At 55.7% G+C, this 23,463-nt stretch carries 30 protein-coding genes; 14 read left to right on the top strand and 16 right to left on the bottom strand.

Going from position 1 to position 23,463, the window contains the following annotated elements; translation table 11 throughout:
* Position 1: 1 nt before the first annotated feature.
* The 6 genes from BLT01_RS09855 (at position 2) to BLT01_RS09830 (ending at position 3,361) form a co-directional block, all read left to right on the top strand.
* On the top strand, positions 2 to 430 hold the full coding sequence (locus BLT01_RS09855; RefSeq protein ID WP_092097515.1) for an HIT family protein: 429 nt from the start codon (positions 2 to 4) through the stop codon (positions 428 to 430).
* 110 nt (positions 431 to 540) lie between these two features.
* Positions 541 to 1,065 carry a tryptophan transporter gene (locus BLT01_RS09850; RefSeq protein ID WP_092097514.1) on the top strand — a complete coding sequence of 175 codons (525 nt, stop codon included), beginning with the start codon at positions 541 to 543 and terminating at the stop codon, positions 1,063 to 1,065.
* Between the two features lie 124 nt (positions 1,066 to 1,189).
* Complete coding sequence (locus BLT01_RS09845; RefSeq protein ID WP_092097513.1) at positions 1,190 to 1,552, top strand: YtxH domain-containing protein; 363 nt, start codon at positions 1,190 to 1,192, stop codon at positions 1,550 to 1,552.
* 320 nt (positions 1,553 to 1,872) lie between these two features.
* Positions 1,873 to 2,466: an HTH-type transcriptional regulator Hpr gene (locus BLT01_RS09840; RefSeq protein ID WP_245696915.1), complete on the top strand. Its 594-nt coding sequence runs from the start codon at positions 1,873 to 1,875 to the stop codon at positions 2,464 to 2,466.
* 97 nt (positions 2,467 to 2,563) lie between these two features.
* Entirely contained in the window at positions 2,564 to 3,106 is a 543-nt protein-coding gene (locus BLT01_RS09835) for a DUF3267 domain-containing protein (RefSeq protein ID WP_092097511.1), read from the top strand.
* A gap of 66 nt (positions 3,107 to 3,172) precedes the next feature.
* Positions 3,173 to 3,361: a hypothetical protein gene (locus BLT01_RS09830; protein ID WP_008300758.1), complete on the top strand. Its 189-nt coding sequence runs from the start codon at positions 3,173 to 3,175 to the stop codon at positions 3,359 to 3,361.
* A 197-nt stretch (positions 3,362 to 3,558) separates the two neighbouring features.
* Here the strand turns inward: BLT01_RS09830 and BLT01_RS09825 are convergent, their stop codons facing one another.
* A complete protein-coding gene (locus BLT01_RS09825; RefSeq protein WP_008300760.1) occupies positions 3,559 to 3,651 on the bottom strand; it encodes a YjcZ family sporulation protein in 93 nt (30 codons plus the stop codon).
* Positions 3,652 to 3,788: 137 nt separating this feature from the next.
* Here BLT01_RS09825 and BLT01_RS09820 point away from each other — a divergent pair, with 137 nt between their 5' ends.
* From BLT01_RS09820 to BLT01_RS09800, 5 genes are all read left to right on the top strand, one after another.
* Entirely contained in the window at positions 3,789 to 4,691 is a 903-nt protein-coding gene (locus tag BLT01_RS09820; protein ID WP_092097510.1) for a peptidylprolyl isomerase, read from the top strand.
* A gap of 92 nt (positions 4,692 to 4,783) precedes the next feature.
* Positions 4,784 to 5,251, top strand: coding sequence for a GNAT family N-acetyltransferase (locus BLT01_RS09815; RefSeq protein ID WP_176765117.1), 468 nt, complete (start codon positions 4,784 to 4,786; stop codon positions 5,249 to 5,251).
* Between the two features lie 115 nt (positions 5,252 to 5,366).
* A complete protein-coding gene (locus BLT01_RS09810) occupies positions 5,367 to 5,555 on the top strand; it encodes a hypothetical protein (protein ID WP_092097508.1) in 189 nt (62 codons plus the stop codon).
* An 11-nt stretch (positions 5,556 to 5,566) separates the two neighbouring features.
* Positions 5,567 to 5,830 carry a spore coat protein gene (locus tag BLT01_RS09805; RefSeq protein ID WP_092097507.1) on the top strand — a complete coding sequence of 88 codons (264 nt, stop codon included), beginning with the start codon at positions 5,567 to 5,569 and terminating at the stop codon, positions 5,828 to 5,830.
* A 363-nt stretch (positions 5,831 to 6,193) separates the two neighbouring features.
* Positions 6,194 to 6,745, top strand: coding sequence for a cupin domain-containing protein (locus tag BLT01_RS09800; protein WP_312024145.1), 552 nt, complete (start codon positions 6,194 to 6,196; stop codon positions 6,743 to 6,745).
* Between the two features lie 56 nt (positions 6,746 to 6,801).
* Here the strand turns inward: BLT01_RS09800 and yhaM are convergent, their stop codons facing one another.
* From yhaM to BLT01_RS09760, 8 genes are all read right to left on the bottom strand, one after another.
* Complete coding sequence (gene yhaM, locus BLT01_RS09795) at positions 6,802 to 7,761, bottom strand: 3'-5' exoribonuclease YhaM (protein ID WP_092097505.1); 960 nt, start codon at positions 7,759 to 7,761, stop codon at positions 6,802 to 6,804.
* Entirely contained in the window at positions 7,758 to 10,628 is a 2,871-nt protein-coding gene (locus BLT01_RS09790) for an ATP-binding protein (protein WP_092097504.1), read from the bottom strand. Before BLT01_RS09790 ends, yhaM begins: the two co-directional genes overlap by 4 nt.
* The gene (locus BLT01_RS09785) at positions 10,625 to 11,845 is read right to left on the bottom strand and encodes a metallophosphoesterase family protein (protein WP_092097503.1); all 1,221 of its coding nucleotides are present in this window, start codon (positions 11,843 to 11,845) and stop codon (positions 10,625 to 10,627) included. Before BLT01_RS09785 ends, BLT01_RS09790 begins: the two co-directional genes overlap by 4 nt.
* 240 nt (positions 11,846 to 12,085) lie before the next feature.
* Positions 12,086 to 13,345, bottom strand: a complete 1,260-nt coding sequence (locus BLT01_RS09780; protein ID WP_092097502.1) for an ABC transporter permease — start codon at positions 13,343 to 13,345, stop codon at positions 12,086 to 12,088.
* Positions 13,338 to 14,237, bottom strand: a complete 900-nt coding sequence (locus tag BLT01_RS09775; RefSeq protein WP_092097501.1) for an ABC transporter ATP-binding protein — start codon at positions 14,235 to 14,237, stop codon at positions 13,338 to 13,340. The genes BLT01_RS09780 and BLT01_RS09775 overlap by 8 nt, the downstream gene beginning before the upstream one ends.
* 52 nt (positions 14,238 to 14,289) lie before the next feature.
* Positions 14,290 to 14,601 carry a hypothetical protein gene (locus BLT01_RS09770; protein ID WP_092097500.1) on the bottom strand — a complete coding sequence of 104 codons (312 nt, stop codon included), beginning with the start codon at positions 14,599 to 14,601 and terminating at the stop codon, positions 14,290 to 14,292.
* Between the two features lie 2 nt (positions 14,602 to 14,603).
* A complete protein-coding gene (locus BLT01_RS09765; protein WP_092097499.1) occupies positions 14,604 to 14,801 on the bottom strand; it encodes a helix-turn-helix transcriptional regulator in 198 nt (65 codons plus the stop codon).
* A 9-nt stretch (positions 14,802 to 14,810) separates the two neighbouring features.
* Positions 14,811 to 15,200 carry a hypothetical protein gene (locus tag BLT01_RS09760; RefSeq protein ID WP_125904257.1) on the bottom strand — a complete coding sequence of 130 codons (390 nt, stop codon included), beginning with the start codon at positions 15,198 to 15,200 and terminating at the stop codon, positions 14,811 to 14,813.
* Positions 15,201 to 15,576: 376 nt separating this feature from the next.
* On the opposite strand from BLT01_RS09760, the gene BLT01_RS09755 reads away from it, so the two are divergent.
* A complete protein-coding gene (locus BLT01_RS09755; protein ID WP_092097497.1) occupies positions 15,577 to 15,762 on the top strand; it encodes a YhzD family protein in 186 nt (61 codons plus the stop codon).
* A 50-nt stretch (positions 15,763 to 15,812) separates the two neighbouring features.
* Here the strand turns inward: BLT01_RS09755 and BLT01_RS09750 are convergent, their stop codons facing one another.
* The gene (locus BLT01_RS09750; RefSeq protein ID WP_092097496.1) at positions 15,813 to 16,595 is read right to left on the bottom strand and encodes an enoyl-CoA hydratase; all 783 of its coding nucleotides are present in this window, start codon (positions 16,593 to 16,595) and stop codon (positions 15,813 to 15,815) included.
* Positions 16,596 to 16,784: 189 nt separating this feature from the next.
* Here BLT01_RS09750 and BLT01_RS09745 point away from each other — a divergent pair, with 189 nt between their 5' ends.
* The gene (locus BLT01_RS09745; RefSeq protein ID WP_245696911.1) at positions 16,785 to 17,183 is read left to right on the top strand and encodes a VOC family protein; all 399 of its coding nucleotides are present in this window, start codon (positions 16,785 to 16,787) and stop codon (positions 17,181 to 17,183) included.
* Between the two features lie 145 nt (positions 17,184 to 17,328).
* Here the strand turns inward: BLT01_RS09745 and BLT01_RS09740 are convergent, their stop codons facing one another.
* The 6 genes from BLT01_RS09740 to BLT01_RS09715 form a co-directional block, all read right to left on the bottom strand.
* Positions 17,329 to 18,840, bottom strand: a complete 1,512-nt coding sequence (locus tag BLT01_RS09740) for a coproporphyrinogen III oxidase (RefSeq protein ID WP_092097495.1) — start codon at positions 18,838 to 18,840, stop codon at positions 17,329 to 17,331.
* Positions 18,841 to 18,938: 98 nt separating this feature from the next.
* On the bottom strand, positions 18,939 to 19,868 hold the full coding sequence (locus BLT01_RS09735; RefSeq protein WP_245696910.1) for a sugar phosphate isomerase/epimerase family protein: 930 nt from the start codon (positions 19,866 to 19,868) through the stop codon (positions 18,939 to 18,941).
* Positions 19,813 to 20,883, bottom strand: a complete 1,071-nt coding sequence (locus BLT01_RS09730) for a Gfo/Idh/MocA family protein (RefSeq protein WP_092097494.1) — start codon at positions 20,881 to 20,883, stop codon at positions 19,813 to 19,815. Before BLT01_RS09730 ends, BLT01_RS09735 begins: the two co-directional genes overlap by 56 nt.
* Positions 20,884 to 21,041: 158 nt before the next feature.
* On the bottom strand, positions 21,042 to 21,389 hold the full coding sequence (locus tag BLT01_RS09725; protein WP_092097493.1) for a YlbF family regulator: 348 nt from the start codon (positions 21,387 to 21,389) through the stop codon (positions 21,042 to 21,044).
* Between the two features lie 14 nt (positions 21,390 to 21,403).
* Positions 21,404 to 22,546, bottom strand: a complete 1,143-nt coding sequence (locus tag BLT01_RS09720) for a DUF445 domain-containing protein (RefSeq protein WP_092097492.1) — start codon at positions 22,544 to 22,546, stop codon at positions 21,404 to 21,406.
* Positions 22,547 to 22,622: 76 nt separating this feature from the next.
* Positions 22,623 to 23,012, bottom strand: coding sequence for a ferritin-like domain-containing protein (locus BLT01_RS09715; protein ID WP_092097580.1), 390 nt, complete (start codon positions 23,010 to 23,012; stop codon positions 22,623 to 22,625).
* A 73-nt stretch (positions 23,013 to 23,085) separates the two neighbouring features.
* Here BLT01_RS09715 and BLT01_RS09710 point away from each other — a divergent pair, with 73 nt between their 5' ends.
* Positions 23,086 to 23,289 (top strand): YheE family protein, encoded by a 204-nt coding sequence (locus tag BLT01_RS09710; RefSeq protein WP_092097491.1) that lies wholly within the window; start codon positions 23,086 to 23,088, stop codon positions 23,287 to 23,289.
* The last annotated feature ends 174 nt before the right edge of the window (positions 23,290 to 23,463 follow it).

The following is a 23,463-nucleotide window of genomic DNA, read 5'->3' as shown; positions in this document are numbered from 1 at the left end:
AATGACAGAATGCATTTTCTGCAAGATGGTGGAAGGGGAAATTCCGGCAGCCAAAGTTTATGAAGACGAGCACGTCCTTGCGTTCATGGACATTATGCCGACGACGAAAGGCCATGTCCTGCTGATTCCGAAAGTGCACCGCGAGAACATTTATGAGTTCAGCGAAGACGAAGCGGCACAGCTGTTCTCGGCAGCACCAAAGATCGCCCGCGCACTGAAAGCCGAGTTCGAGCCGGCCGGCATGAACCTGCTGAACAACACCGGAGCGGCGGCCAGCCAGAGCGTCTATCACTTCCACCTCCACTTCATCCCGCGCTACGACCGCCAGACGGACGGGTTCGGGCTGCATTGGGAAACAAAGGAAGACGAATTCCCGAAAGAAAAATTGAAGGAAATCGCCGAAGCGATCGGAGCACAGATTAAAAACTGATGGATTGAAATTTCCAACCAAAAACGGTACAATCGGACTACGCAACCCGCTGTCGGCCATGAGGGCACGCCGGGGGTAGCAAATTTAGCTTAGCTGAGGAGAGATGAGCAATGAAAACGAAAAATCTGGTTTTGATGGCTTTACTGATCGGGATCGGGACGGCGCTGTACCTGGTGATCCCGGGGATTAACGGGGGCATGAAGCCGGACTTTATGCTGACGATGATGTTCATCGGCATCCTGCTGTTCCGCGACATCAGGAGCGTACTCGTCATGTCCGTGTCGACCGGCATCCTGTCCGGCCTGTTCACGACATTCCCCGGCGGATTCATCCCGAACGTCATCGACAAGACGGTGACCGGGATCGTCTTCTTCGGCGTGGTGCTCCTTCTCGGGAAACTCGCCGACAAACTGGCCGCGGCAACAGTTCTGGCCGCGCTTGGAACGGTCCTGTCGGGTTCGATTTTCCTGTCCGTCGCGATTTTCTTGCTCGGCGGGGACTTCCCGTTCCTGGCGCTGTTCCTGACGGTCGTCCTGCCGGCCATCGTTATGAATGCCATCGCCTTCTTTATCATCTATCCGATCGTTCTCCGGCTTGCGCAGCGCTCGAACTACGCGCCTGCCCCGTCCCACTGATCGGAACGGACACCCCGGCAGGGAGCTGCCGGGGTGTCCGTTTGTTGTGTCCTCCACTCTTTGCATGTTTTAATAAAGAAGCGGAAAGGAATATTGAACGATATAGAGAAGGGAGAGTGCTCTCATGAAAGCATCATCATTTTTCCTCGGATTCCTCGCCGGTGCCGCCGGAAGCGCCGCAGCGGTCCTGCTGAGCGCGCCTCAGTCCGGCAAAGAGCTGCGCTATTCGGTCAAGAGCTCGTCCGACAATCTGAAACCGAAAATCGAAGATGTAAAAGCGAAAACGAATGACCTGAAGGCTTCGGTCAAGCATCTGGTCAACGAAGCAAAAGACCGCTTACCGGAAGTTGCGGATGAGCTGAAAACATCGGTTGATATCTGGAACCGCGACTCGGAACTGAACCGCGAAAGGATCCAGAAGCGTGTCCAGCAGATCCAGACTTCCATCGCCGAGCTGGAACAGGCGGTCAGCACTATCAAGAAATGAGGCTCTGCCGATAATAATATTCAGGCAGCAGAGACCAATCCGCGACTCTGGCCGTCTCCCTCATAACCTGCATCCACCCGGCGGTTTTCCCGGGTCAAAAGGACTCCAAAAGCCCGGTGAAACCGGCTGGAGTCCTTCTCTATTGCATTTCTCTCCTTACCTTCCCCCACCATGAACGGCCCCGGATTTCCTCCTTCACTCTCAAAATGTAACGATTGTTACGGAAACCCTTCTTTCCTATGTATTTTACTGATATACTATTTATAAACTATCCGAAGATTGAGAAAGAAGGTGGGGACTTGGCAGAACAATCCTATACAATGCCAGAAGCCATGTTGTACAGCCAGCGGATGGCCCAGCTTTCAAAAGCACTGTGGAAAGCCGTGGAAAAAGACTGGCAGCATTGGATCAAGCCATTCGGCCTGAACATCAATGAACATCACATTCTCTGGATTGCAGCGCATCTCAAAGGCGCGACCATCTCTGAAGTTGCGAAGTTCGGCGTCATGCATGTGTCAACAGCATTCAACTTTTCAAAAAAATTGGAGGAACGCGGTTATTTGTCTTTCTCAAAACGGGAAGATGACAAGCGCAGTACATATGTTGAAGTGACCGGACAGGGCAGTAAGCTCCTGCTCGAGATCAACAACCATTATTTTGACACAGAACATTCTGTTTTAACAGGCTCCCTTCCCGTGCGCCAGCTTTACGGACGTTTCCCCGAGTTCATCGAACTGATGGCCGTGATCCGCAACATCTACGGAGATGATTTCATGGATATTTTCGAACAGGGATTCAGGAACATGGATCGGCTGTACGGGCAGGAAGATAACGGACCTTCACAAGGGGCGGTCGGTGCCCTTGCCGGCGAAGCGGAAGAACTTTCCCGGGAGGAGAAAGACGGAGTTTCCTAATCTCGCTTTTTTTCGTCTAAAACGGTTGATTTTTATCGCAAATCGCAGTACGGTATGTATCATCCATCTTGGGAATCCATAAAAGGAGATGCAGCTGATGCGATGCTGGAAGACCATCAATGTGAAGAAACACTACGGGCTCAGCCGTTTGTTCCTGCTTTCTTCCATTCTGATGATTGCCGTCTTCATTGTTTCATATATCGGATTTGAACTGACACGGGAAAGCGGGAAGACAGACGCGTTTTTCGCATTGTTTCTCACAGGGGTGATCCTGCTTTATCCTGCGCACAAAATGCTGCACTTTGCGGCACTGTGGAAATACCGCAAGCGGATCACGCTTGTCATCAACCGGGACTGGTCGTTTTTCCCGCTCTTCCTGCTGCGCATCCGCGAGCCGATTCCGAAAAAGCGCTTTGCCCTCTCGCTCGTGGCACCGTTCTTTATCCTGAACCCGCTGTTTGTTGCGGGCGGGATCCTGTTCCCGGTGTTCTCGCATTATTTCACGGCGCTGCTCGCTTTTCACTGCGGCATCTGCCTGATCGACTTTGTGTATGTCAAGAATCTCTCCCGTTCGCCCAAATCGTCCTACATCGAGGAAAATGACGACGGCTACGAAATTCTGGTCCCGCTGCCAGAATGAGCGGTTTTCTTTTAACCGTTCTTCTGTTATGCTAAGTCAATAGTCGTGCAGAAAGGGGGAAATGGAATGATCATTCTTGTCACTGTGCTGTTCTCGATCTTCTATCTGTTCCAGATCAACAAGATGACCTATGCCCTCTGTGAAGTCAGGGAAATCCCCGAGGAAAAGCAGCCGAAAATTTATCAGACGGTCAACATCCTCATTACCATATTAATCATCTCGTTCTTTGTCGAGATCATGACTGCCATCTCCTGAACCATAAAAATAATAAACGTCCATCCACCCGGGTCTCCGGGGGATGGACGTTTTTCATTCGACGGTAGGACGGTATTTTGTGCCGGCATCTCCTTTAGTACACCGGACAATCCGCCGGCCATACCGGTCCTTTCCCTTCGCTGCTGTTATTCAGGCGGCACGGCCGAAGGGGGATCATGCCGGCCGGCCCTCATTCATCAGTAGACGTACGCTGCCCCGACGATGATCAGCAGGATGAAAAGGACGACGATCAAGGCGAAGCCGCCGCCGTAGTTGAAACCTCCGCTCATGTGATCACCTCCCTTCTCTCCCGTATCGTATGCGCGGGAGAAAGGGGTCTGTGGGCATTTGCCGGGAACCTTTTTGTAGCCGGCGCGTTTTTATGATATATTTACTTTTGTTTACACAACCAGAAGGGGAGTTTAAAATGAAGAAATCTGTAATCGCGGCCACTTTCGCCGCATCGGTGCTTGCCCTCTCCGCCTGCAGCAACAACGCAGGAGAAGACGTGCTTGTCACGTCCAAAGTGGGCGACATCACACAACAGGATCTGTATGAGGAAATGAAGACAACTGTCGGCGAGCAAGCGCTCCAGCTGATGGTCATCGAAAAGGTACTCGACGATAAATACGATGTCGACCAGAAAGAAATCGACAAGAAATATAACGACATGAAAGAGCAGGCCGGTGACGGCTTTGACTCCTTCCTGGCCCAGCAAGGGTACACGGAAGAAAGCTACAAAGACATGATCAAGCTTAACTTGCTTCAGGAAAAGGCACTGACAGACGGCGTGGAAGTGACCGATGAAGAAGTCGACAAGTACATCGACCGCATGGGCACAGAGCTGAACGCCCGCCACATCTTGGTGGAGGACGAAGAAACGGCAAAAGAAGTCAAAGCCAAGCTCGATAAAGGCGGCGACTTTGCCAAGCTGGCGAAAGAATACTCCACTGAGCCGGCCGCTCAGGAATCCGGCGGCGAGCTTGGCTGGTTCGGCCCCGACAAAATGGTTGCCGACTTTACAGATGCGGCTTATAACCTCAAAGTCGACGAAATCAGCGACCCGGTCAAGTCCGACTTCGGCTACCACATCATCCAGGTGACCGATACACGCAAAGCGGAAGATGCCGAGAAGAAAGAAGACGTCACCGACGAGCGCCGCGCCGAGATCAAAGACGAGCTTCTTCAGAAGAAGGCCGATCCGAACGCCCTGATGGACAAGCTGTCCAAGATGCTCAAGGACGCTGACATCAAAATCAAGGATGAAGACCTGAAAGACGCGCTTGACCAGTTCTACGGTCCGGCAGCGGATTCCGAACAGAAAAAATAATGGACAATGGACCGATATCCAATACGGGTACCGGTCCATTTTTGTTATACTCATTGAAATTGATCCGGGGAGGGACAGCCATGATCCGAAAAATGGACGTGAACGACATCGCCGCAGTCCGGCAGGTTGCCGCTGAAAGCTGGCATGATACGTATGAAGGAATCATACCGCGGGAAATCCGGGAGCGCTTCCTGGAAGCAGCCTATAGCCCGACATCCTTAAAGATGCGGCTGGAGCAGTCCATTCTTTATGTAGCTGAACAAAACGGTTCCGTTGTCGGCTTCGCCAACTTTTTCCGACTGCCGGAACCCGGAGACGCCGAGCTCTCTGCAATCTACCTTCTCCCCGCCTGCCAGGGACAGAAGCTCGGGACCGCTCTGCTTGAGAGCGGAATTTCCGGCCTGACAGACACCGAGCGCCTGTACATCACTGTGGAACGGGACAACGGGAATGCAAGACGGTTCTATGAAGCACGTGGCTTCAGCACCGTCGCTGAATTCGAAGAAGATTTTGATGGACACAACCTGAATAGTGTACGGATGATGCGTCTTCTCGGATGAATCCCCTCCGCCCCGGACAATGATGTCCGGGGCACTTTTGGTTTGGACGAATTGGGCAGCGGGCAGTATGAACTTCCATATGGATGGGGATATTGGATGAAAAAGGAGGTGCGATATGAACCACGATTTAACTGAACTCGAAGTCGAACATTTGAGAAGTCTGATCGGCGGTCATGGCAATGTCTCCAAGAAGTTGGAAGAGTATGCCCAGCGCTGTGCAGACCCTGAGCTGAAAACCCTTTTCGGTCGGGACGCACAAGCCGCCAAGCAAGCACAACAGGAGCTTTTGTCCTATTTGAATTAAGGAGGATGTTCATGTTCCAGGATAAAGAAATGGTGAATGACTATTTGGCCGGTTTAAATGCAAGCCTGACCGGCTATGCCAACGTCATTGCCCAGACAAATAACTCAGCGCTCAGGCAGACACTGATCCAATTGAGAAACCGGGACGAGTCGCGCCAGCGGACACTCTACAGCTACGCCCTTCAGAAAGGGCATTATAAACCTGCCGCACCCGCCTCAAAAGAAGTGATCCAGCAGCTGCGGACCCAATTGATGGCTGAACAGCAGCAAAATTGACTTCACTTAGAGCCGGACTTTCTGTTCGGCTTTTTTGCATTCAAGCACAATTTAGATTCCTGGGCATATGATGATACCTAAGTCTGTTTGAAAGGATTGAACTAGATGCATCAACAGCCTTACGGGTATTCACCTTCCCTTTACCCTGGCCATTATGCCGGAATCCCGTACTATTGGGCCTACCCCGCTGGGACTTCTTACGCCTATCCGCATGCACCTGATCCGGTGAATCAAGGAATGTCCTCACAAGTGTTGAGAGATTACGGACCCGACCCATTCACTATCAATATCAACCGGGCAGCCAGGCTCAACCAGAATTACCGGACGACCCTTTGGACCGGGCCTCATTTGCAGGTTACGTTAATGTCCATCAATCCCGGTGAAGACATCGGACTGGAAATCCATCCCGTAGTCGATCAGTTTTTGCGCATTGAACAGGGCCAGGGATTTGTCCAGATGGGCAAGAGAAAAGACCGTCTGGATTTTGTCAGGAACGTCCAGGATGATTCCGCCATCATGGTTCCTTCCGGCACGTGGCACAATGTGACCAATACCGGCAGCACGCCCATGAAGTTGTATTCCATCTATGCCCCGCCCAACCACCCGGCTAATACAGTGGACCCTACAAAAGCGGATGCCAAGTCAAGAATGCAGCGCCGCCGGCAGGAGACAGGAGAAGCTGTGATGATTGACGGCAAGACCCCTGATGATTGGGTCCGCCACACGGAATACTTAGTGAATGAAGGATTGGACGATGTCAAACGGGGCATCAATCCGACACATATCCTCCAGGAATTCATTCTTATGGGGGTTCTTGTCGGCAAGGGCTATTCCCCTGAACAAGCGTATGAGACAGTGGAGGAATGGGAACGGACAGGTGTTTCCAAGTTGCTTCAGCAAAGCAAAAACATGTAGCGTCATTTAAAAGAGCCCGACTCATGGAGTCGGGCTCTTTTGATATAAGGCCATGCTCATTCGAACGTCGGCTTATAGAACTGGCGGTTATCCAGCGGGAATAGCCGCTCCGTGAATTCTCCGGGTTCTGCCTTTGACAGTGCCCGGTTAAGCATGTTCATCTTGGCGTCGATATTGTCGATGTAATGAAGGATTTCCGCTTCTTTCAGCATCGGGCGCTTCGGACTGCCCCATTCTTCCTTGCCGTGGTGGCTCAACACCATATGCTGCAGGAGTACGACTTCCTCCCCTTCGATGCCGAGCTCTTTTGCGGCCATGGCGATTTCGTTGACCATGATCGTGATATGGCCGAGGAGATTGCCCGTTGGCGTATAAACGGTACCGACCGGGCCGGACAGTTCCACGACCTTGCCGACATCATGGAGGATGATCCCCGCGTAAAGAAGGTCCTTGTTCAGGGTAGGATACAGTTCGGCGATCGCCTTGCCGAGGCGCAGCATCGAGACGACATGGTCGAGCAGGCCCGATACGTAGTCGTGATGATTTTTCGTTGCCGCCGGGTAGACGAGGAACGACTCCCGATGCTGCTTCAGCAAATGCCTCGTGATGCGCTGGATGTTCGGGTTGGTGATTTCGAAGATATAGGGAGATAGTTCTTCATAAAGTTCTTCTTTTGATTTTTCGGCGCTCGGTACAAGATCGGAAATCTGGATCGGCTCATCCGGCTTGGCCGGACGGATGCTTTTGATGCGGAGCTGGTTTCTGCCCCGGTACTCATGGACATCGCCGCCGACCCGCACAATCGATGCCGGCTGGAACATCTTCTCGTGCTCCTCTTTCGCATCCCACAGCTTCGCTTCGATATCCCCCGTTTTATCTTGCAGAATCAGCGTCATGAACGGGCTTCCCGTCGTCGTGATACCCTTGGTCGCCTGCTTGATGAGCATGAACAGATCGACACGCTCGCCTGTTTTATAGGTTCCGATTCCTTTTGTTTCGGTTCCGATTCCTTTCATTTGAGCACTCCCCTTTCGCTCCCGGCTTCGGCCACGCTGATGACGGCAGCCTCGTTGAAGGCGCCGGCCATCTCCTTGTGGCAGGTGAAATACAGGAACTGGTGATGAATCTTCAATTCTTCCAATAAGTTTATCATATTGCCGAGCCGCACCCGGTCGAAGTGGACGAACGGATCATCCATGATGATCGGGAACGGGGCCGATTCCAGCAGGGAAGTGGCAAGGGACAGCCTCATGGAGATATAGGCCTGCTCCTTTGTCGCCTGGCTCAGCTCATGCAGATCAAACCGCAGACCGTTCGCCCCTTCCGCCTCGATCCGGCCGCCGCGAGTCAGCACAAGTGCCGAATGGGCACCGCCGGTGAGATTTCTGAACCAACCGGAAGCCCGCCCGATGACGTCCGGAAGCTTCTCCTCCTTGAGCCTGCCTGTGGCTGCTTCAATCGCCGAGACGGCGGCTTTCCGGGCAGCCCATTCCACGGCGTACCCCCGGAACACCGCCTTCTTTTCTTCGAATTCCTGCAACAGGGCATCATATGCGGTATCCGCCACAAGATGACTCATCCGGGCTTCCAATTCGGCCTGTTCTTTGAGCAGACGGTTCCGGTCATCCAGGAGCGACTCCAGGGATCTTCGGTTCCTTTCCATCCGGAGGCCGATTTCACCGATGTCCGGAATATCTTCCGCAATGGGGGCGCCGATTTGCTTGAGCTGCTCGCCGATTCGTCTGAGCGTCTCCAGAAGCTCCGCTTTTCTCCCGGCTTGCCCGGAAGCTTCGTAAAACGCCTGCTCATCGGCAGCTGCCGCTGCATCCAACAGCACACCGATTTCGGTTTCGAGAGCTGCAGTGAGGCTTTTTGCTTCATCCCGCTCCTCTACCAGTCTTTTTTGTTCTTCAAACAGCCGCTCCCTCGTCTCGGCATCCCGCACAAGGTCCCTCTCCGCTTTTTTAAGGGCGGAGAACAGAAGCGGATCCGGGACGGCATGCCCGATCAGATGATGCGCGCGGCTCCTGATGGAACCGGATATCCGGATTGCCCGGTTCCGCTTCTCTTCTTCCGAACGGATACGGCGCATCGTTTCCTGAAGTTCCCGGACCAGCCGGAACAGTTCCGGCACGATGGCGGCAGGCAGCCTGCCGGTGATGCCGTATGCTTCGAGAAATGCGCCCAAACGGTTTTCGGCATGATCAAGGGTTGCGGCAGCGGCTTGCCTTAAACTGCGGATTTCCGCCGCCTCGCTCCGGAGCCGTTCTTCGTCTTCGATGAGCCGGTCCAATTCGGCAAAGTGCCGGCCTACCCGTTCTGCCCTGCGGTCCAGTTCCTCTTCCCTTCCGCCGTAACGGCTGAGAAGCCGGCGTTCGTCCTCCGTCAGCCCATCATCACCGCCTCCCCCCTTTAAGAGGAGGTAAACGGAAGCGACACCCGCCACCACTCCCGCAGCAGCAAACAGCCAGTTTTCCGAGAAAATGGCCATAGCGATAATCAGTACAGCCAGGCCAGCGAGAATGAGGATCGGCAGCCGGCTGTCGGTCTGCCCCCTTTGCTTGGCTTCAGCAGCCACAAGGCGCTTTCTGAGCGTGGGCCATTTCGATGCCCATTCGATCTCTTCGTCCTCCGGGCCGGATGCCTCAAGTGCGGCCCGTTCTTGAGCAATCCGGCCGGCCTCGGCTGTCTTTTCGGCCATCCGCTCATCCAGCCGCTCAAGATTTCTGAATGCACGGTCATGTTCTTGGGACAGACCGTGAAGTTCTTCCTCTTTCCGGATCGAGGCATCCGCCCCGGCGAACCTCTCTCCGTCATCCAGGCCGAGACGCGCAAGGAGGCCGTCCTTCATGCCGGCAAGCTCCCGAAGGGATAGTTCCGCGCTTGTCTCCATGGAATGCGCTTCATGCCAGGCGGCTTCTTCCGCGAGAACCGACCGGAGGCTTGATAGCCGCTCCGCATCCGGCTCTTCCGGCATCTCTCTGCCGGCGGCGGCGATCCGCTCCTGAAGATTCCGGATCGCTGCGTCTGCGGCCATCTTGCGGTCCTTCAGCGCCTCGTACCGGCGAATCCCGTCTGCCGGGAAAGGCGCATCGCCGATTTCCTGCAGCTCTTCTTCTGCCCGCAGACGCTCGATTTCAAGCGGAGCCGCCTGCCTGAGGACCGACAGCCGTTCCTGATCGGCGGTAATTGCCGCTTCCTCTTCTGCTATCTCATTTAATCGAAGGGCGATTTCCGCCGCCCGCTCTTTCATGGGGGCATAGGCATCCGACTTTTTCCGGTACTCCCCGATCTTGTCCTCGGCTTCCTTCAGCTCAGTTAATAAGACATTCATCCGGGGAACCCGGCCGGACTTCTTGAACAGACCGTCCATCTCTTTTTCCATTTGCGCTTTGAACCCTGCAAGATCTTCCGCACCGGTCGTTCCGGAAGCGATCAGCGCCTCGCCGAGTTCTTCTTCATTCATCCGGCCGATTTCCTGGAGCTGCAGGAGCGAGAACGAGAAGATGGATTCGAACGATTGCCGGTCATAGCCGCGGAGCAGCCGCCCGAGCGTATCCTCTCCTTCTTCCCTGCCGTCCGGAAAGCGGACGGTCACTTCGCCGGCGGAGCGGCCGGCAATCCGTTCGATCACACAGGGGCCGAATTCGCTGTCGGTCACGTGGACCTGTCCGCCGTATGCCCCGCCTGTTTTCGGTTCGTACCGGAGAAGCGAACTTCCCCGTTGCGGGAAGCCGAACAGCGTGTGGAGGATAAACTGGCGGATGGTCGTCTTTCCCGCTTCGTTCGGCCCGTACAGCACATTGATGCCCTGTTGAAGGTCGATCGTCACATTCTCATGCTTGCCGAACCCGTAGATGACGAGCTTCGTGATGGTCATCATTCCGCCCGTCCCCCCTTCATCAGTCCTTCCGTGAGCAGCCGGTCCGCTTCTTCCCTGATTTCCCTGATGCTTTCCTCGTCCAGCCGGCCGGTGAACCGGTACGCCTGGCGGTGGCCGTACAAGTCGGTCAGCCTGCTTTTCCAGCCGTCCGCGTCCCAGCTGACGAGTTCATCCAGCACGTCGCGGAACAGCCCGCCCGGGACCGCCGGAGCGGCAGCACGCTCCCAGGTGATCCGGTGGATGCCGACATCCGGGCAGTCGCGCATGGCCGCTTCCCGGATGAACTCCAGCCATTCGGATTCCGGGGCATCATTGAACATCCCTTCGGCCCCTTCATCGATTCCGCTGAGCCGGAGGTCGAGCAGCCCGGGGCCGTTCGCTTTCCGGAATGCCCGGATCCGGTCCATGCAGCGTTCCAGCCACTCGTCGGCGTGACGGATGCCGGCGCACTCCACTTCAGCCTGGCCGAAGACGAGCGCGCCCGCAGGAATGAACTCAAGCGACGCTTTCCCCCGTCCGATCGCCACGTCATAAAATCCCTTCGCACCGCTTTCCTTCCGGTGAAGGCCCTGAAGGCTTCCGGGATAGACAATCGGCGGCTGTTCGTGGAGCAACTGGCGCTTATGGATATGGCCGAGCGCCCAATAGTCGTAACCTTTTTCAAGGAGCTCGTCCTTCGTGAACGGCGCGTACACATCGTGCGCCTCGTCCCCGCGGATGCTCCCGTGAAGCATCCCGATTTCGACGGCATCGCCTCCCGCCGGCGGGTAGCGCCCGATGACCGGTTCGGTCACATGCCGCTCCGGATAGCTGAATCCGTGGATGGTCACGGTGGTCCCGCGGATGGTCAACTCCGCCTTCTCCACTTCCGGGCCGAACACGCGGACATTGTCCGGCAGGGAAAAACGGACCCAGGAACCCGCCAGGTGGTCATGGTTCCCGTGGCTGACAAAGACGGGAATGCCTGCCCCGCGGAGCATTTCCATGCCTTGGCGGAACTGCTCCTGCGCCCGCAGGCTCCGGTCCTCGCCGTCGTATACGTCACCGGCAATCAGCAGAAAATCCGGCCGCGTCCTGCTCGCATGGCCGATCAGATTGCGGAACGCCGTGAATGTGCTTTCGCGGACCGTTTCCGCCATCTTGCCGGGCAGACCGGCAAAGCCTTTGAACGGACTCCCCAAGTGCAGGTCGGCCGCATGGATGAATCGGATCGTCATCCGGACACCTCCTCTTAAAGCGAATGTTTGTTCTTATTCTATCATATCAGCGGAGGGCTTGGAAATGAGATTTGCCAAATCCCTCTTATGAACGCACGCATTAGAAACTAGCCCGTCTATCGTCACTCTCGCCGGCTCTTTCGTCACTTTCAAGCACTCATTCATCATACTCAAACACCGGGTCATCACTTTCAGGTGTCCAAAATAAAAAACCCCCGCCGTAGCGGAGGCGAAAATCCATTATTCCTTCCCGAGCTGCATCGCCTTTTTCAGGTCTTTCAGCGAGCGGGACGGGCCGTACATGAGGACGCCGCCTTTGTAGACGCGCGCGCCGAACCAGCCGAGCACCCCGATCGTCAGCACCATGAGCCCGATGGCGAACGCCGGCTCCCACCACGGGAGGTCAAGCAGGCCGACGCGAAGGAACATGACGAGCGGCGCGAAAAACGGCACATAAGACGAATAGGTCACGAATGCCGCATCCGGATTCGACAGGCCCGTCGCCGCGATGATGAACGCCACGACGATGATCAATGTCAGCGGCGTGATCAACGAGGCGACATCCTCTGTCCGGCTGACAAGCGACCCGAGCAGCGCCGCAAGAACCGCGTACAGGAAGTAGCCGAGGACAAAAAACAGGATTGCGTAGATGATGGTGCTTGCCGGGATGTTTCCGAGCCCCATCTCCGAGAAGAAGCCCTCGGACAAATCGGAAACGGCAGAGGAGGACTTGACCGCCAAGTATCCGGAAATCCCGAACAGCAGCATCTGCCCGAGGCCGAGCGTACCGATGCCGAGCACTTTCGCGAACATGTGCTTGACCGGAGAAACGCTGGAGATCAGGATTTCCATGACGCGCGAGGATTTCTCGGTCGCCACTTCCGTCGCGATCATGTTGGAGTACATGATGACTGCAAAATAGATGAGGAACATGAGGACATACACGAGGATCCGTGCCTGGTTCATTTCCTCTTCCGTCTTGCCGGAAGAAGAAACCGCCGTCTGCTCAAAGACGACCGGCTCGAACAGCGCGGCCGCCTGTTCCGGCGCCAGTTCCATCTCGTCGGCCCGCATCTCGGTCTGTATGGACTGCAGGGCTTCCTGCAGCATCATCGGAAAGCCGAACAACTCCGTGCTTTCCGACACATATTCCGCCTGGATTGCATTGCCATCCGGTGCCTGGAGAATCAGGAACGACTCGATTTCACCTTCCTTCAGCTGATCTTCAAGTGCAGCCCGCGAATCCCCGGTCACTTCGAATTCGGTTTCCTCGCCCATCGCCGCAAGCTGCCGGCCGAGCCGGTCCACGATCGCTTCATTGTCCGCCACGACCGGAATGGCCGTGCCTTCCTTCTCCCCATCATCGAACGCCTCGATGATCGTCGTGATGTTCGCCAGCAGGAAGATGCCTGCGACGGCCACGGCTGTCGTGATAAGAAAGGTTTTCGACTTCGCCTTGCTCATGAAGGCCTGCTTGAAGATGATCCAGAATTCACGCATGCTCGTTCCCCACTTTCGCGATGAAGATATCCTGCAGTGACGGCTCTTCGATGCTGAAGTGGCTGACCGGTCCGGCCTTTAGCGCCTCCTGCAGCAGCCGGTGCGCCGTGTCGTCCTCGGTCACCTGGAAGACCGCCCCGTTCAGCGCATAGGAGGCGCTGCGAACGCCCGGTACGGTCTGAAGGGCTGTCAAGTCATAGTCAGACCGGATCCGGACATTCTGCCTGCCGAACGACCGCTTGACATCGCGCAGGGACCCTTCCACGATCTGCTGGCCCCTGTGGACGATGCTCAGCTGTTCGCACAATTCCTCGACATGGTCCATCCTGTGGCTGGAGAACACGATTGTCGCACCCTGGTCACGCACATCCTTGACCGCGCTTTTCAGCATTTCCACATTGACCGGGTCGAGTCCGGAAAACGGTTCATCGAGGATGACCAGCTCCGGTTTATGCATCAGTGCCGCAATCACCTGTATTTTCTGCTGGTTCCCTTTGGAGAGCTCTTCGACTTTTTTGTTGAGATACTGGGGGACTTCAAAGCGGTCCAGCCATTCACGGATCGCCGCTTTCGCGTCGAGCCGGTGCATGCCTCGGAGTTTTCCAAGGAAGATCAGCTGTTCTTCCACCTTCATTTTCGGATAAAGGCCGCGTTCTTCCGGCAAGTAGCCGATCTTATGACTGGTTCCGTAGTCAATCGGCTTCCCCTTCCAGGTGATGCGTCCTTCAGTCGGGTTGAGGAGCCCGAGGATCATCCGGAATGTCGTCGTCTTGCCCGCCCCGTTCGCCCCGAGAAAGCCGTACATTGTCCCTTCCCCGATTGCGAGTGACAGGTCGTCGACCGCCGTAAACTCCCCGAACTTCTTCGTTACATGATTTAAATCGAGCGCCATCGTCTCTCCCCCTTCATTTCCTTTACGGTTCGTTCACGCTGCAGGTTTCAACTTAATACCTCCGGGAGGCGATGGCCGCGCCGACAATATAAGAAATCATATGCAGCATATAGACCGCCATCAGAACGAAAAAGGCCGTACCGACCGGCTCGATGATCATCACAACCGCCCAGGCAACGAGGATCACAATTGTTGTGGCGACCCAGGAAAACGACCGCGCCCAGTTATGGATCGCATGGAACCGTTCGTCGTATCGCCGCTCCTTCTTTCCTTTCCTCCAGCTAAAGAACAGGACAATGGCTGCGATCAGGAATCCGAGCGGCAGGCCCGCCATAAACGAACCGAGTTCAAATCCTTCGTACATCGTCACTCCTCCTCCGGGTCGAATAAGTCTTCGATGCGGCAGCCGAATACGCCAGCCAGCTTGAATGCCAGTTCCAGCGACGGGTTGTACCGCCCTTTTTCCAGCGAGATAATCGTCTGCCTGGAAACGCCGAGCACCTCGGCGAGGTCATCCTGCGTCATCCCGCGCTCGGACCGATTATCCCTGATATAGTTTTTCATGGCTTCCTCCTACATCCTCTTCGTCAAGACAATCGTGGTCACTGCATTGGCCAATCCGAAAAGCACGAAGATGGCAAGAACAGCCTGAAGCGCTGTCCAATCGGTCAGGTGCGGCGCCAGAAACAGGGCGAACGCAGCAAGCGCCGTCATCACGATCACGGAACTGAAGAAAAAAGACCGTTCCATGATCCGGCGCCAGCGCTCATCCTCCTTGCTCCGGTGCTGAAACACCATCAGATGAAAAAAGAGAACAAACGTCATCATGAACGGGACCACCGCCGCAAGCCAATCGAAGCTTCCGCTCATCAACTGGTTTGCCGCTCTGCTGACGCCCCATAGTCCTGTAAGGATCATTAATGTAAATAAGAACCCCTTCTGAAATTGTTCACTTGGCTTCATGATTGTCCCTCCCGGAAACCGCCGGATCATCGCTCGCAAGCATAGGCATCATGCGGATGCAGTGCGACAGGTGGTTTCGTCATTCAGCGCTGCGGTTTCGTCATTCGGCGTCTCACTTTCGCCATTCATCCGGCCCGAGTCATGGAATGACGAAACAATCGGGATGAATGACGAAACCTGGATAATGAATGGAGAAACCTGACCACCGGCGGCAGCTTGCAAAGGCGAAACCGGATCATTGCACGGTTGAAGTAAAGTTACCTTTACGTAAAACTTACTTTACTTTACCCGAAACGTCAAGCAACCTTTACAGAATTCGTTCATTTTTTCAGAATATCTTTTATAATGGGGATAGAATCGAAAGGGGGATGTGGAAATGAAGACGTACAAACTGACGGCTTACAAGCACGACGGGGAACTGATCACGGAGGAAACATTCGAAGCAGAGCATGACGACGCGGCGAAGGAAAAGGGTCGCGCGCTCCTTGAAGAAAAGGAGTTGTCCGAACAGACCCACCGCCTGGCCTCTCCGGAAGGTAAATTGCTGCTGTTCCATTCCTGATACAGAAAAACCCGCGGCATCCGTTCCAACGGATACTGCGGGTTTCCTTTTTATTGTCCTGTAAATGCCGGCTTGCGTTTTTCAACGAACGCCCTGATGCCTTCTTTATGGTCCGACGTTTTCCGCATCGCCTGCTGGGCGTCGGCCTCGAGTTCAAGGACGCTCCGCAACTCCTCAAGACGGGACGTGTGGAGGATGCCCTTCGAAGCGATCATCGCGCTGATCGGTGTGGACAGAAGCTTTTGCGCCATTCCTTCCGATTCCTTATGCGCGGTGTCGTCCTGGGCGACTTCGTCGATCAGTCCCCAGCCCGCCGCCTGCTCGGCCGGCATGACATCGCCCGCCCAGATCATCTGCTTGGCTTTCGGCACGCCGATCCGCTCCTTCAGGAAGAAGTGGCCGCCTCCGTCCGGAACGAGACCGATGCCGATAAAGTTCATCGCAAGCTTCGACGACTTCTCGGCGATGATCACATCGCATGCGAGGACCATGCTGAAGCCGAGGCCTGCGGCAGCCCCATGCACCGAAGCGATCGTGATCTGCGGCAGCGTATAGAGCGCAATGGCCAGGCGGCTGATGTCTTTCATGACGGCGCTCAGATCCATCGGGTTTTCCGGGTCGATCATCTGCTTGATGTCGCCGCCGGCGGAAAACGCCCGGCCCTCCCCTTTCAGAATGACGACCTGGACAGAACGGTCTTCTTTGAGTTCTTCAAAAGCATCGGCCAGTTCCTTCATCATCACGCTGTTCATCGCATTCATCGAATAGGGACGGTTCAGGACGACTCGCGCCAGCCTTCCTTCCCGCTCAAGGCGGATTGTTTCGTAAGCCAAAAACGACACCTCTTCCTATAAATATGAATAGTCGTTCACCACTCTAGGCTTTCGTGACCGTCCGGGCGTTTCCCTTTATTCCGTTCAGATTTTTTTATCAGCAACGCCTTTCCGTGTCCCTATCGCCCCTACTCTTGGCAAATCCGCTATAATGAACGGGAAGAAATGTTCTCAGGGAGGAACTTGATCATGAAAATCGGTAGCATTTTTGTTCCGGTATCGGATTTGGATCATTCTGCCGAATGGTTTGAATCCCATCTCGGGCTCAAGCGGATCGGCGAATGGGAAGGCGGCATCGGCTATGCGTTGCCGGACGGCTCCGCCCAGCTTGCACTCGTTCGAACGAAGACCCGGCAAGGCACGGAATTCCTTGCGGATGAAAAAGAGCGGCACGTCTTTTACAACCTGCTCGTCCCGGATGCGCGCGCCCTTCACCAGAAGCTCAGCACCCGCGCGGTCGTCACGACGCCCATCAAGGACGAAAACGGCATGAAGTCCTTCGACTTCTTTGACCTGGACGGCAATACGTTCAGCGTGGTGGAGGAACATCCGGACTCGCCCTTCCATCCGGACAATCTGGAAAACTGAAAAAGAGACCCGGCCGGAGATCCGGTCGGGTCTTGTTAGTGGGCATGATAGCCTGGTGACTCCAAATTCGGGAAAAGTGCTTCAAAATCTGCCGCGAGTGCGCCCAAACTTGGCGCAAGTGCTTTCGGACCGGATTTCCGGCCCCTTATTTCGCCGGTACCGCTCCGCCGAACAGCTCATCCAGCATCTCGATCTTTTTGTCGATCGATTCCGAATAGCTCAGGATATAGGCGGACGGGTCTTTCGGGTTGTGGAACTGGGTGATGCGGCCGGTTTCCGGATGGACGAACTTGCTTGACGCGCCGCATCCGAGGCCGATGATCGTCTGGACTTCTTCCATGATGACGATGTTGTAGATGCTTTCCTCGCCCGGCTTGGAATAGCCGACGTTCTCCAGGTTGCCGAGGATGTTTTTTTGGCGGTACAAGTAATACGGGACGTATCCGTTCCGGGCTGTCCAGTTTTGAGCCATGTACATCATGTCGACGACGGTGTCGCGGTCGGCGACCTTGTACTTCCACTTGTTGCGCGTCATCTCGGACGCCCGCTTGAATGACAGCGTATGGACGGTGAGCGATTCCGGCTGGAGCTTTTCCGTTTCGGCAAGCGAATGCGCGAATTCTTCTGTGCCTTCGTTGGGCAAGCCGATGATCAGGTCCATGTTGATGTTGTTCATGCCCATGTCGCGGGACAAGCGGAACTTGTCGATCGTCTCCTGCACCGTGTGGAACCGCCCGATCGCCTTCAGGGTCTCGTCGGTGTAAGACTGCGGGTTGACGCTGATCCGGTCAATGTTCCACTTTTTCAGGACGTCGATCTTCTCCGGCGTGATCGTATCGGGTCGTCCTGCCTCGACGGTGATTTCCCTGACATTTTCGATGTCGGGGAACGACTTGTACAGCGTCTCATAGAGCGCATCCATTTCATGCGCCTCGATCGAGGTCGGTGTGCCGCCGCCGAAGTAAACCGACGTCACTTTGATGCCCTTTTCTTTCATCCAGGCGCCGATCTCTTCGATTTCCACATGGAGACCGTCGAGGAATGACTGGACGCGTGTGCCCCGCCGCGGAAGCGCATATGCCGGGAACGTGCAATAGGCGCACTTAGTCGGGCAGAACGGGATGCCAATATAGACGCTGACTTCCTCGCCGATCCGGTCGAGGTCCGGGATCATCTTCAGCTGTCGGGCGACGATGTCTTCCATGAGTTCGATCTTTTCCGGCGTGATGCGGTATTCGCTGATGAGCCGCTCCGAGATTTCCTCGTGCGTGAGACCCTGCCGGCGCATTTTGTGATACAGTTTCGTCGGGCGCATGCCGGTCAGGATGCCCCATGGCTGGATCAGTCCCGTTGACTGTTCGAGGACGTCAAGGAAGACATGGGAAAGCACCCGCTTCAGCTGGCGCTTCTCGGCTTTCGGGTCGCCGCCGTGCGCAGGCTTTTCTTCATAGGCAGCGGTGAATTCGCGGCCGCCTTCCCGCAGCATCGCCTGTCCGCGGATGATGCCGTTTTCCTCGGACCAATGGAAAGCGACGCTGACGCCGTCCTCCGGTTCCTCCTTGACCATCTCGGTTTCCTCGAAAAACAGATTGGCGATGTTCTGGAACATCCGGACCCAGTCCTGTTCGAACGATTGTTGTATATAAACTGGTTTCATGTTGTTCTCCTTGTTTCGGTGGAATGAAAAATCTCCGTTTAATTATAGCAGACGGGTCCCCCGAATTCATTTTCTTCCGCCGAATGATTCTTCCTTTCTCATGGCGGATGCCGGTACTTGTTGATGAAGCGGACAGTTTCCGCTATATCCCGGACCGGATTCGTCCTCACTTCCCGCTCCACGGTCAGGTATCCGCCGTATCCGATCTCCTGCAGCGCCCGGAAGTAGGCGTCAAAATCGACCGCCCCCTCGCCGGGAGGGACCTCGCGGAAACAGTCTCCCCGTTCCACCATTTCCGCAATTTCCCCGTGGGAGCCGCCCGGGCCGTATCTGTACATCCCGTATACATCGCGCGGATCGGCCGGCCGCAGCCGGATGCCGTCTTTGACATGCGTGTGGACGATATACTCCTTCAGCACATGCACCCCCTGCACAGGATCGTCACCGGTGACCATGACGAGGTTCGCGGGATCGAAGTTCACCGATACCCCGTCACCCGGAAGGCTGTCCAGGAACGCCTTAAGCCGCCTGCATGTCTCCGGCCCCGTCTCGATCGCGAAATACCCGTCCATCTCCTTCGCATAGGCCGCGAGTTCCCCGCAGGCCTCCTGCATCACGGCATACGTCCTGCCCGTTTCATCTTCCGGCACAATCCCGATATGGGTTGTCACAATATCGGTCCCGAGATCCTTGGCGAGGTCGATGATCCGCTTGGACTTCTCGATCTTCGCCGGGTTCGCCGCCGGGTCCTGGAATCCATGCCCGCCGAAGTCCCCGCACAGCGCCGAGACTTCAAGACCGAGTCCGCCGATGAACGCCTTCAGTTCCCGCCTTTTGGCAGGAGACATCTCCTCCGGGTCCAGTTCGCCCGACACGGCATACATCTGGACGCCATCAGCCCCCATTTCCTTCGCTTTCACCAACGCATCCCGCACCGGCAGCCTCAAGTTGTCCGTAATGATCCCGACTTTATTATTCAGCCTGATCGTAAACGACCTCCCGTCCGGTTTTTGATGATTCGTAGACACCGTCCAGCATCTTCATCACTTCGAGCCCGTCCTCAAGCGGCGCTTCAGACTTTTTGCCGTCCAGGCAGCAGGCGACAAAATGGTCGATTTCCGCTCCGAACGCCTCATCAAAATCGATCGTCAAATGGTCGATCTGGGGATGGATGTTCAAAATCGTATGGTTCTGTTCGGTCATGAGCACAAGCTCCGGCTCCAACTCAGCCCCTCCCTTTTTCCCGTACAGCCGGATTCCGGTCTCGTCCTTTTTCGCGTGGAGGCTGAACGAGACGTCGAGCATGAGCGTCGCCCCGTTTTTGAACGTGATCATCGCAGCCGCCAGGTCTTCCACGTCGTTCCGGTCCGCACTGTAATCCGCCGCCTTGTAAAACGAGAGGGCTTCCACATTGCCGCGGTTTCCGAGTTCGCTGAACGTCACCCCCTTGATCCTGGCGACTTCCGGCTTCCCCATCAAGTACCAGCAGACATCCAGCAGATGCACCCCGAGATCGATGAGCGGTCCGCCGCCTGACCGGGAGCGGTCCGCGAACCACCCGCCGGGATTACCGACCCTTCGTAGATGTGTGCCCTTCGCATAGTAGATTTCTCCGAGCAGTCCGTCATCGATGAATGTTTTCAGCACACGGGTCCCTGCCGCGAACCGTCGCACAAAGCCGACCTGGAACACGATGGCCGGTTCCTTTGCGGCCTCCCGGATCCGAAGCGCATCGGGATAAGTCATCGCGAGCGGCTTTTCCATCAGCACATGCTTCCCGTTCTCCAGCGCCTTCACGCCAAGCTCCGCATGTGTGTGATTCCACGTGCAGATGCTGACCGCATCCACTTCCGGGTCTGCAAACACCTCATCAACCGAACGGTACACCTTCCCCACTCCGTAACGCGCCGCCTTCTCCGCCGCCCGGCCCCCAGACAAGTCATACACCCCGTACAACTTCACCCGATTGTTTTGCTTGTACGCCTGCAAATGAAAATCAGAAATCATCCCGGTGCCGATCACAGCAACCTTCAGCACATCCATTTGCCGCTCCCCTCTCGCTCGCCTCGCTCATCACTATTCAGAAGACTTTCCTACATTGTATGGACAGGCGGAGCGGTTCACGACAGAAGCCGTCCGATTTACAAATACGAAAAAGCCGCCCGGGAGCAAAAAATGCCCCGGACGGCCCGATCGTTCAGTCAGATTTCTTCGTACAGTGTCTGCACCGGCTTCATGAGGATCCGGTTGACGTCTTCAATGATGCGGCTCAGCTGCATTTCTGCCTGCAGCATGCCGGCGATCTTCGCATTGTTCTGGGCAAGCTGCGCCGTTTTCTGCGCGTATTCCAGGACGTCCCCGTCCATCTCCTCGCCGGCCATCTGCTTTTGCTGGAGGTCCATCTGGATCTTCCGGAAGTTCCGGAAAATGTTCAGCGCCTCTTCGTCCGCCTTGACGTTTTCGATCGCCCGGACAAGCGCTGCGAATTCATCCGTCTTGCGGAAGGTCGCTTCCAGCCGGTTGATGTCATCGTAAATATTCACTGCCATCTCCACCACTCCAATCAGTTAATTAGAAATACGATCAGGCCCTGGATAATCCCGATCAGACCGCCGAGGACCGCTCCCAGGACCGTGATCATCTTAAACTCCCGCCTGGAGATCCCGAGCACCAGATCTTCCAGCCTGGACACCGGGAACGAGTCTACCTGCTCTTTCACCATCTGGTCAATCTTCAGGCGGCCGAGCGCCTCTTCCATTTTCGCTTCCGCCTGGCTAAAGGCAAAGTCGGTGAGGGCGGGTGTCACATTGTGTGCCACCCATGCCTCGCCTTCCGGCCAGTAATCCTTCAACGTGCGGTCCAGCCGCTCGCCTGCGGCCAGCTCTTTCCTGACATACCCGAGGACCGATGTCTTCAGCCCTTCCCAGTCAAATCCGCCAATGAGTTCCTCGACCGGGCGGTTTTTCAGTTTCTCGAACTCTCCCTCAATCAGACCATCCAAGAGACGGGCGGTTCCGGATGCGGAAAGGAACTTAAGCCCTTCCCTCTGGATCTTGTCGACGAGGGTTTCCGAGTTTCCGAACAGCGACTGCAGCATGCCGCCGAACGTCCCGCGGGATTCAAGGAAGTCGTCGAGCATCTTTCGGATCGTCTGCCGTCCTTCGAAGGAGTTCACGTATTCCATGGCGCGAGACAGGATATAGCGCCGGATTTCCGGCAGTTTCTCCTCAGCCTCTTCCATCCATCGTGCGGGCACCTGCTCCGCGACCGTGCCGGTGAGGAGCCGCTTTTTCGCTTCTTCGAACTGGCCGTCGACAAGCCGGAGTGCGGCCGCCTCGATTTTGGTGTCCGCATCCCGCATGCCCGCCATGTCCAGCCAGTCCGACAGTGTCTTATCCCCGCCGAATACATGCTTGCCGATCAGGCGGCCGATGACGCCCTCCGCCTTTTCGCGGACGGCCGGCGTGAACAGCTTGTTGCGGAACGTCTCCGGCGTCAGGAGATAATCGACGACGATGCGGCCGAACTGCCTGGCCAGCTCGTCACGCCGCTTCGGGATGAGTCCCGGGGTAAACGGCACCCGCCAGTTTCCGATATATTTTGCCTCGTGGGGGCGGAACAGCATCTTAATCGCCAGATGGTTCGTCATGCCCCCGATGATGGCGCCGATCACGGCCATCAACGCGATGGTAAGAAATGCGTTCAATCACTTCACCTTTTTCTGTTGGTGTCCGTCTTATTATAACAGACAGAGTGTTATACAGAAAAAGGAACGCCACCGCTCAGATGGCGTTATACATCATCGAGAACCGGATGGCGTGCTCCATTTCGTCGTGCATTGCGATAAACAGAGGATTGACCCCTTCCTGTAGCGGCGATTCCAGCATCATCACCTTATATTTGTCGGTCGCCTCCAAGGAATCCCGGATCGCCTGCTTCAATGCGCCCTTCAGGTTGTCCACCGGACCCGGCTTCCTGAGGCTTTGAACGTAGGCGCCCGTCATCATATAATAGAGTTGCTGGAACATTTCGTAATGGCTTTTCTCATCATCCATCGCATGCTGGATGAAGTCGAGCCAATACCGGTCATTCGTGAGCGAAGCCATCGACTTGCAGAAGTAGTACGCCTTGTACTCGTCCTCGATCGCCTCGCGAAGCTGATCGGTAAACACGCGGTCGCATCCTTTCGTCACCTTTCCACCAAGGTATGCGTTCGGGGCGGCCATCATGAAAGGGATGAGGGACATGCTGCAGCATTTCACGTACAAGCCGATGTTCGAAGGAGGCCAGCTTCCGGGCTGGACATTTTCCTTCCATTACAAAAATAAGCGATACGGCGGCGACTACCGCCAGGACGGCTCGATCGTCTGGTCGGACGACACGCCGCCGGATGAGGACCAGGTCAAGAAGATGATCCACGAACTCATGACGTTCCACGTTTACGAGTGAGGGCTGGTTTCAAGTTTCGGCGTCATGTTGGTAGGTATTCCTAATTTCAGATCGTAGGGCCTTACTGCGAATGGGGTGGTCTGATGCAAATCAGGCACCCTTGTTTTAATTCGGACGGCCTTGGTGCAAATCCGGGCACCTTGTTTCAAATCAGACGGCCTTAGTGCAAATCGG

Source organism: Bhargavaea beijingensis (assembly GCF_900101985.1).
Classification (GTDB): domain Bacteria; phylum Bacillota; class Bacilli; order Bacillales_A; family Planococcaceae; genus Bhargavaea; species Bhargavaea beijingensis.
Note: the sequence above shows the minus strand (reverse complement) of the source record. Positions and strands in the feature narration are given on the sequence as shown.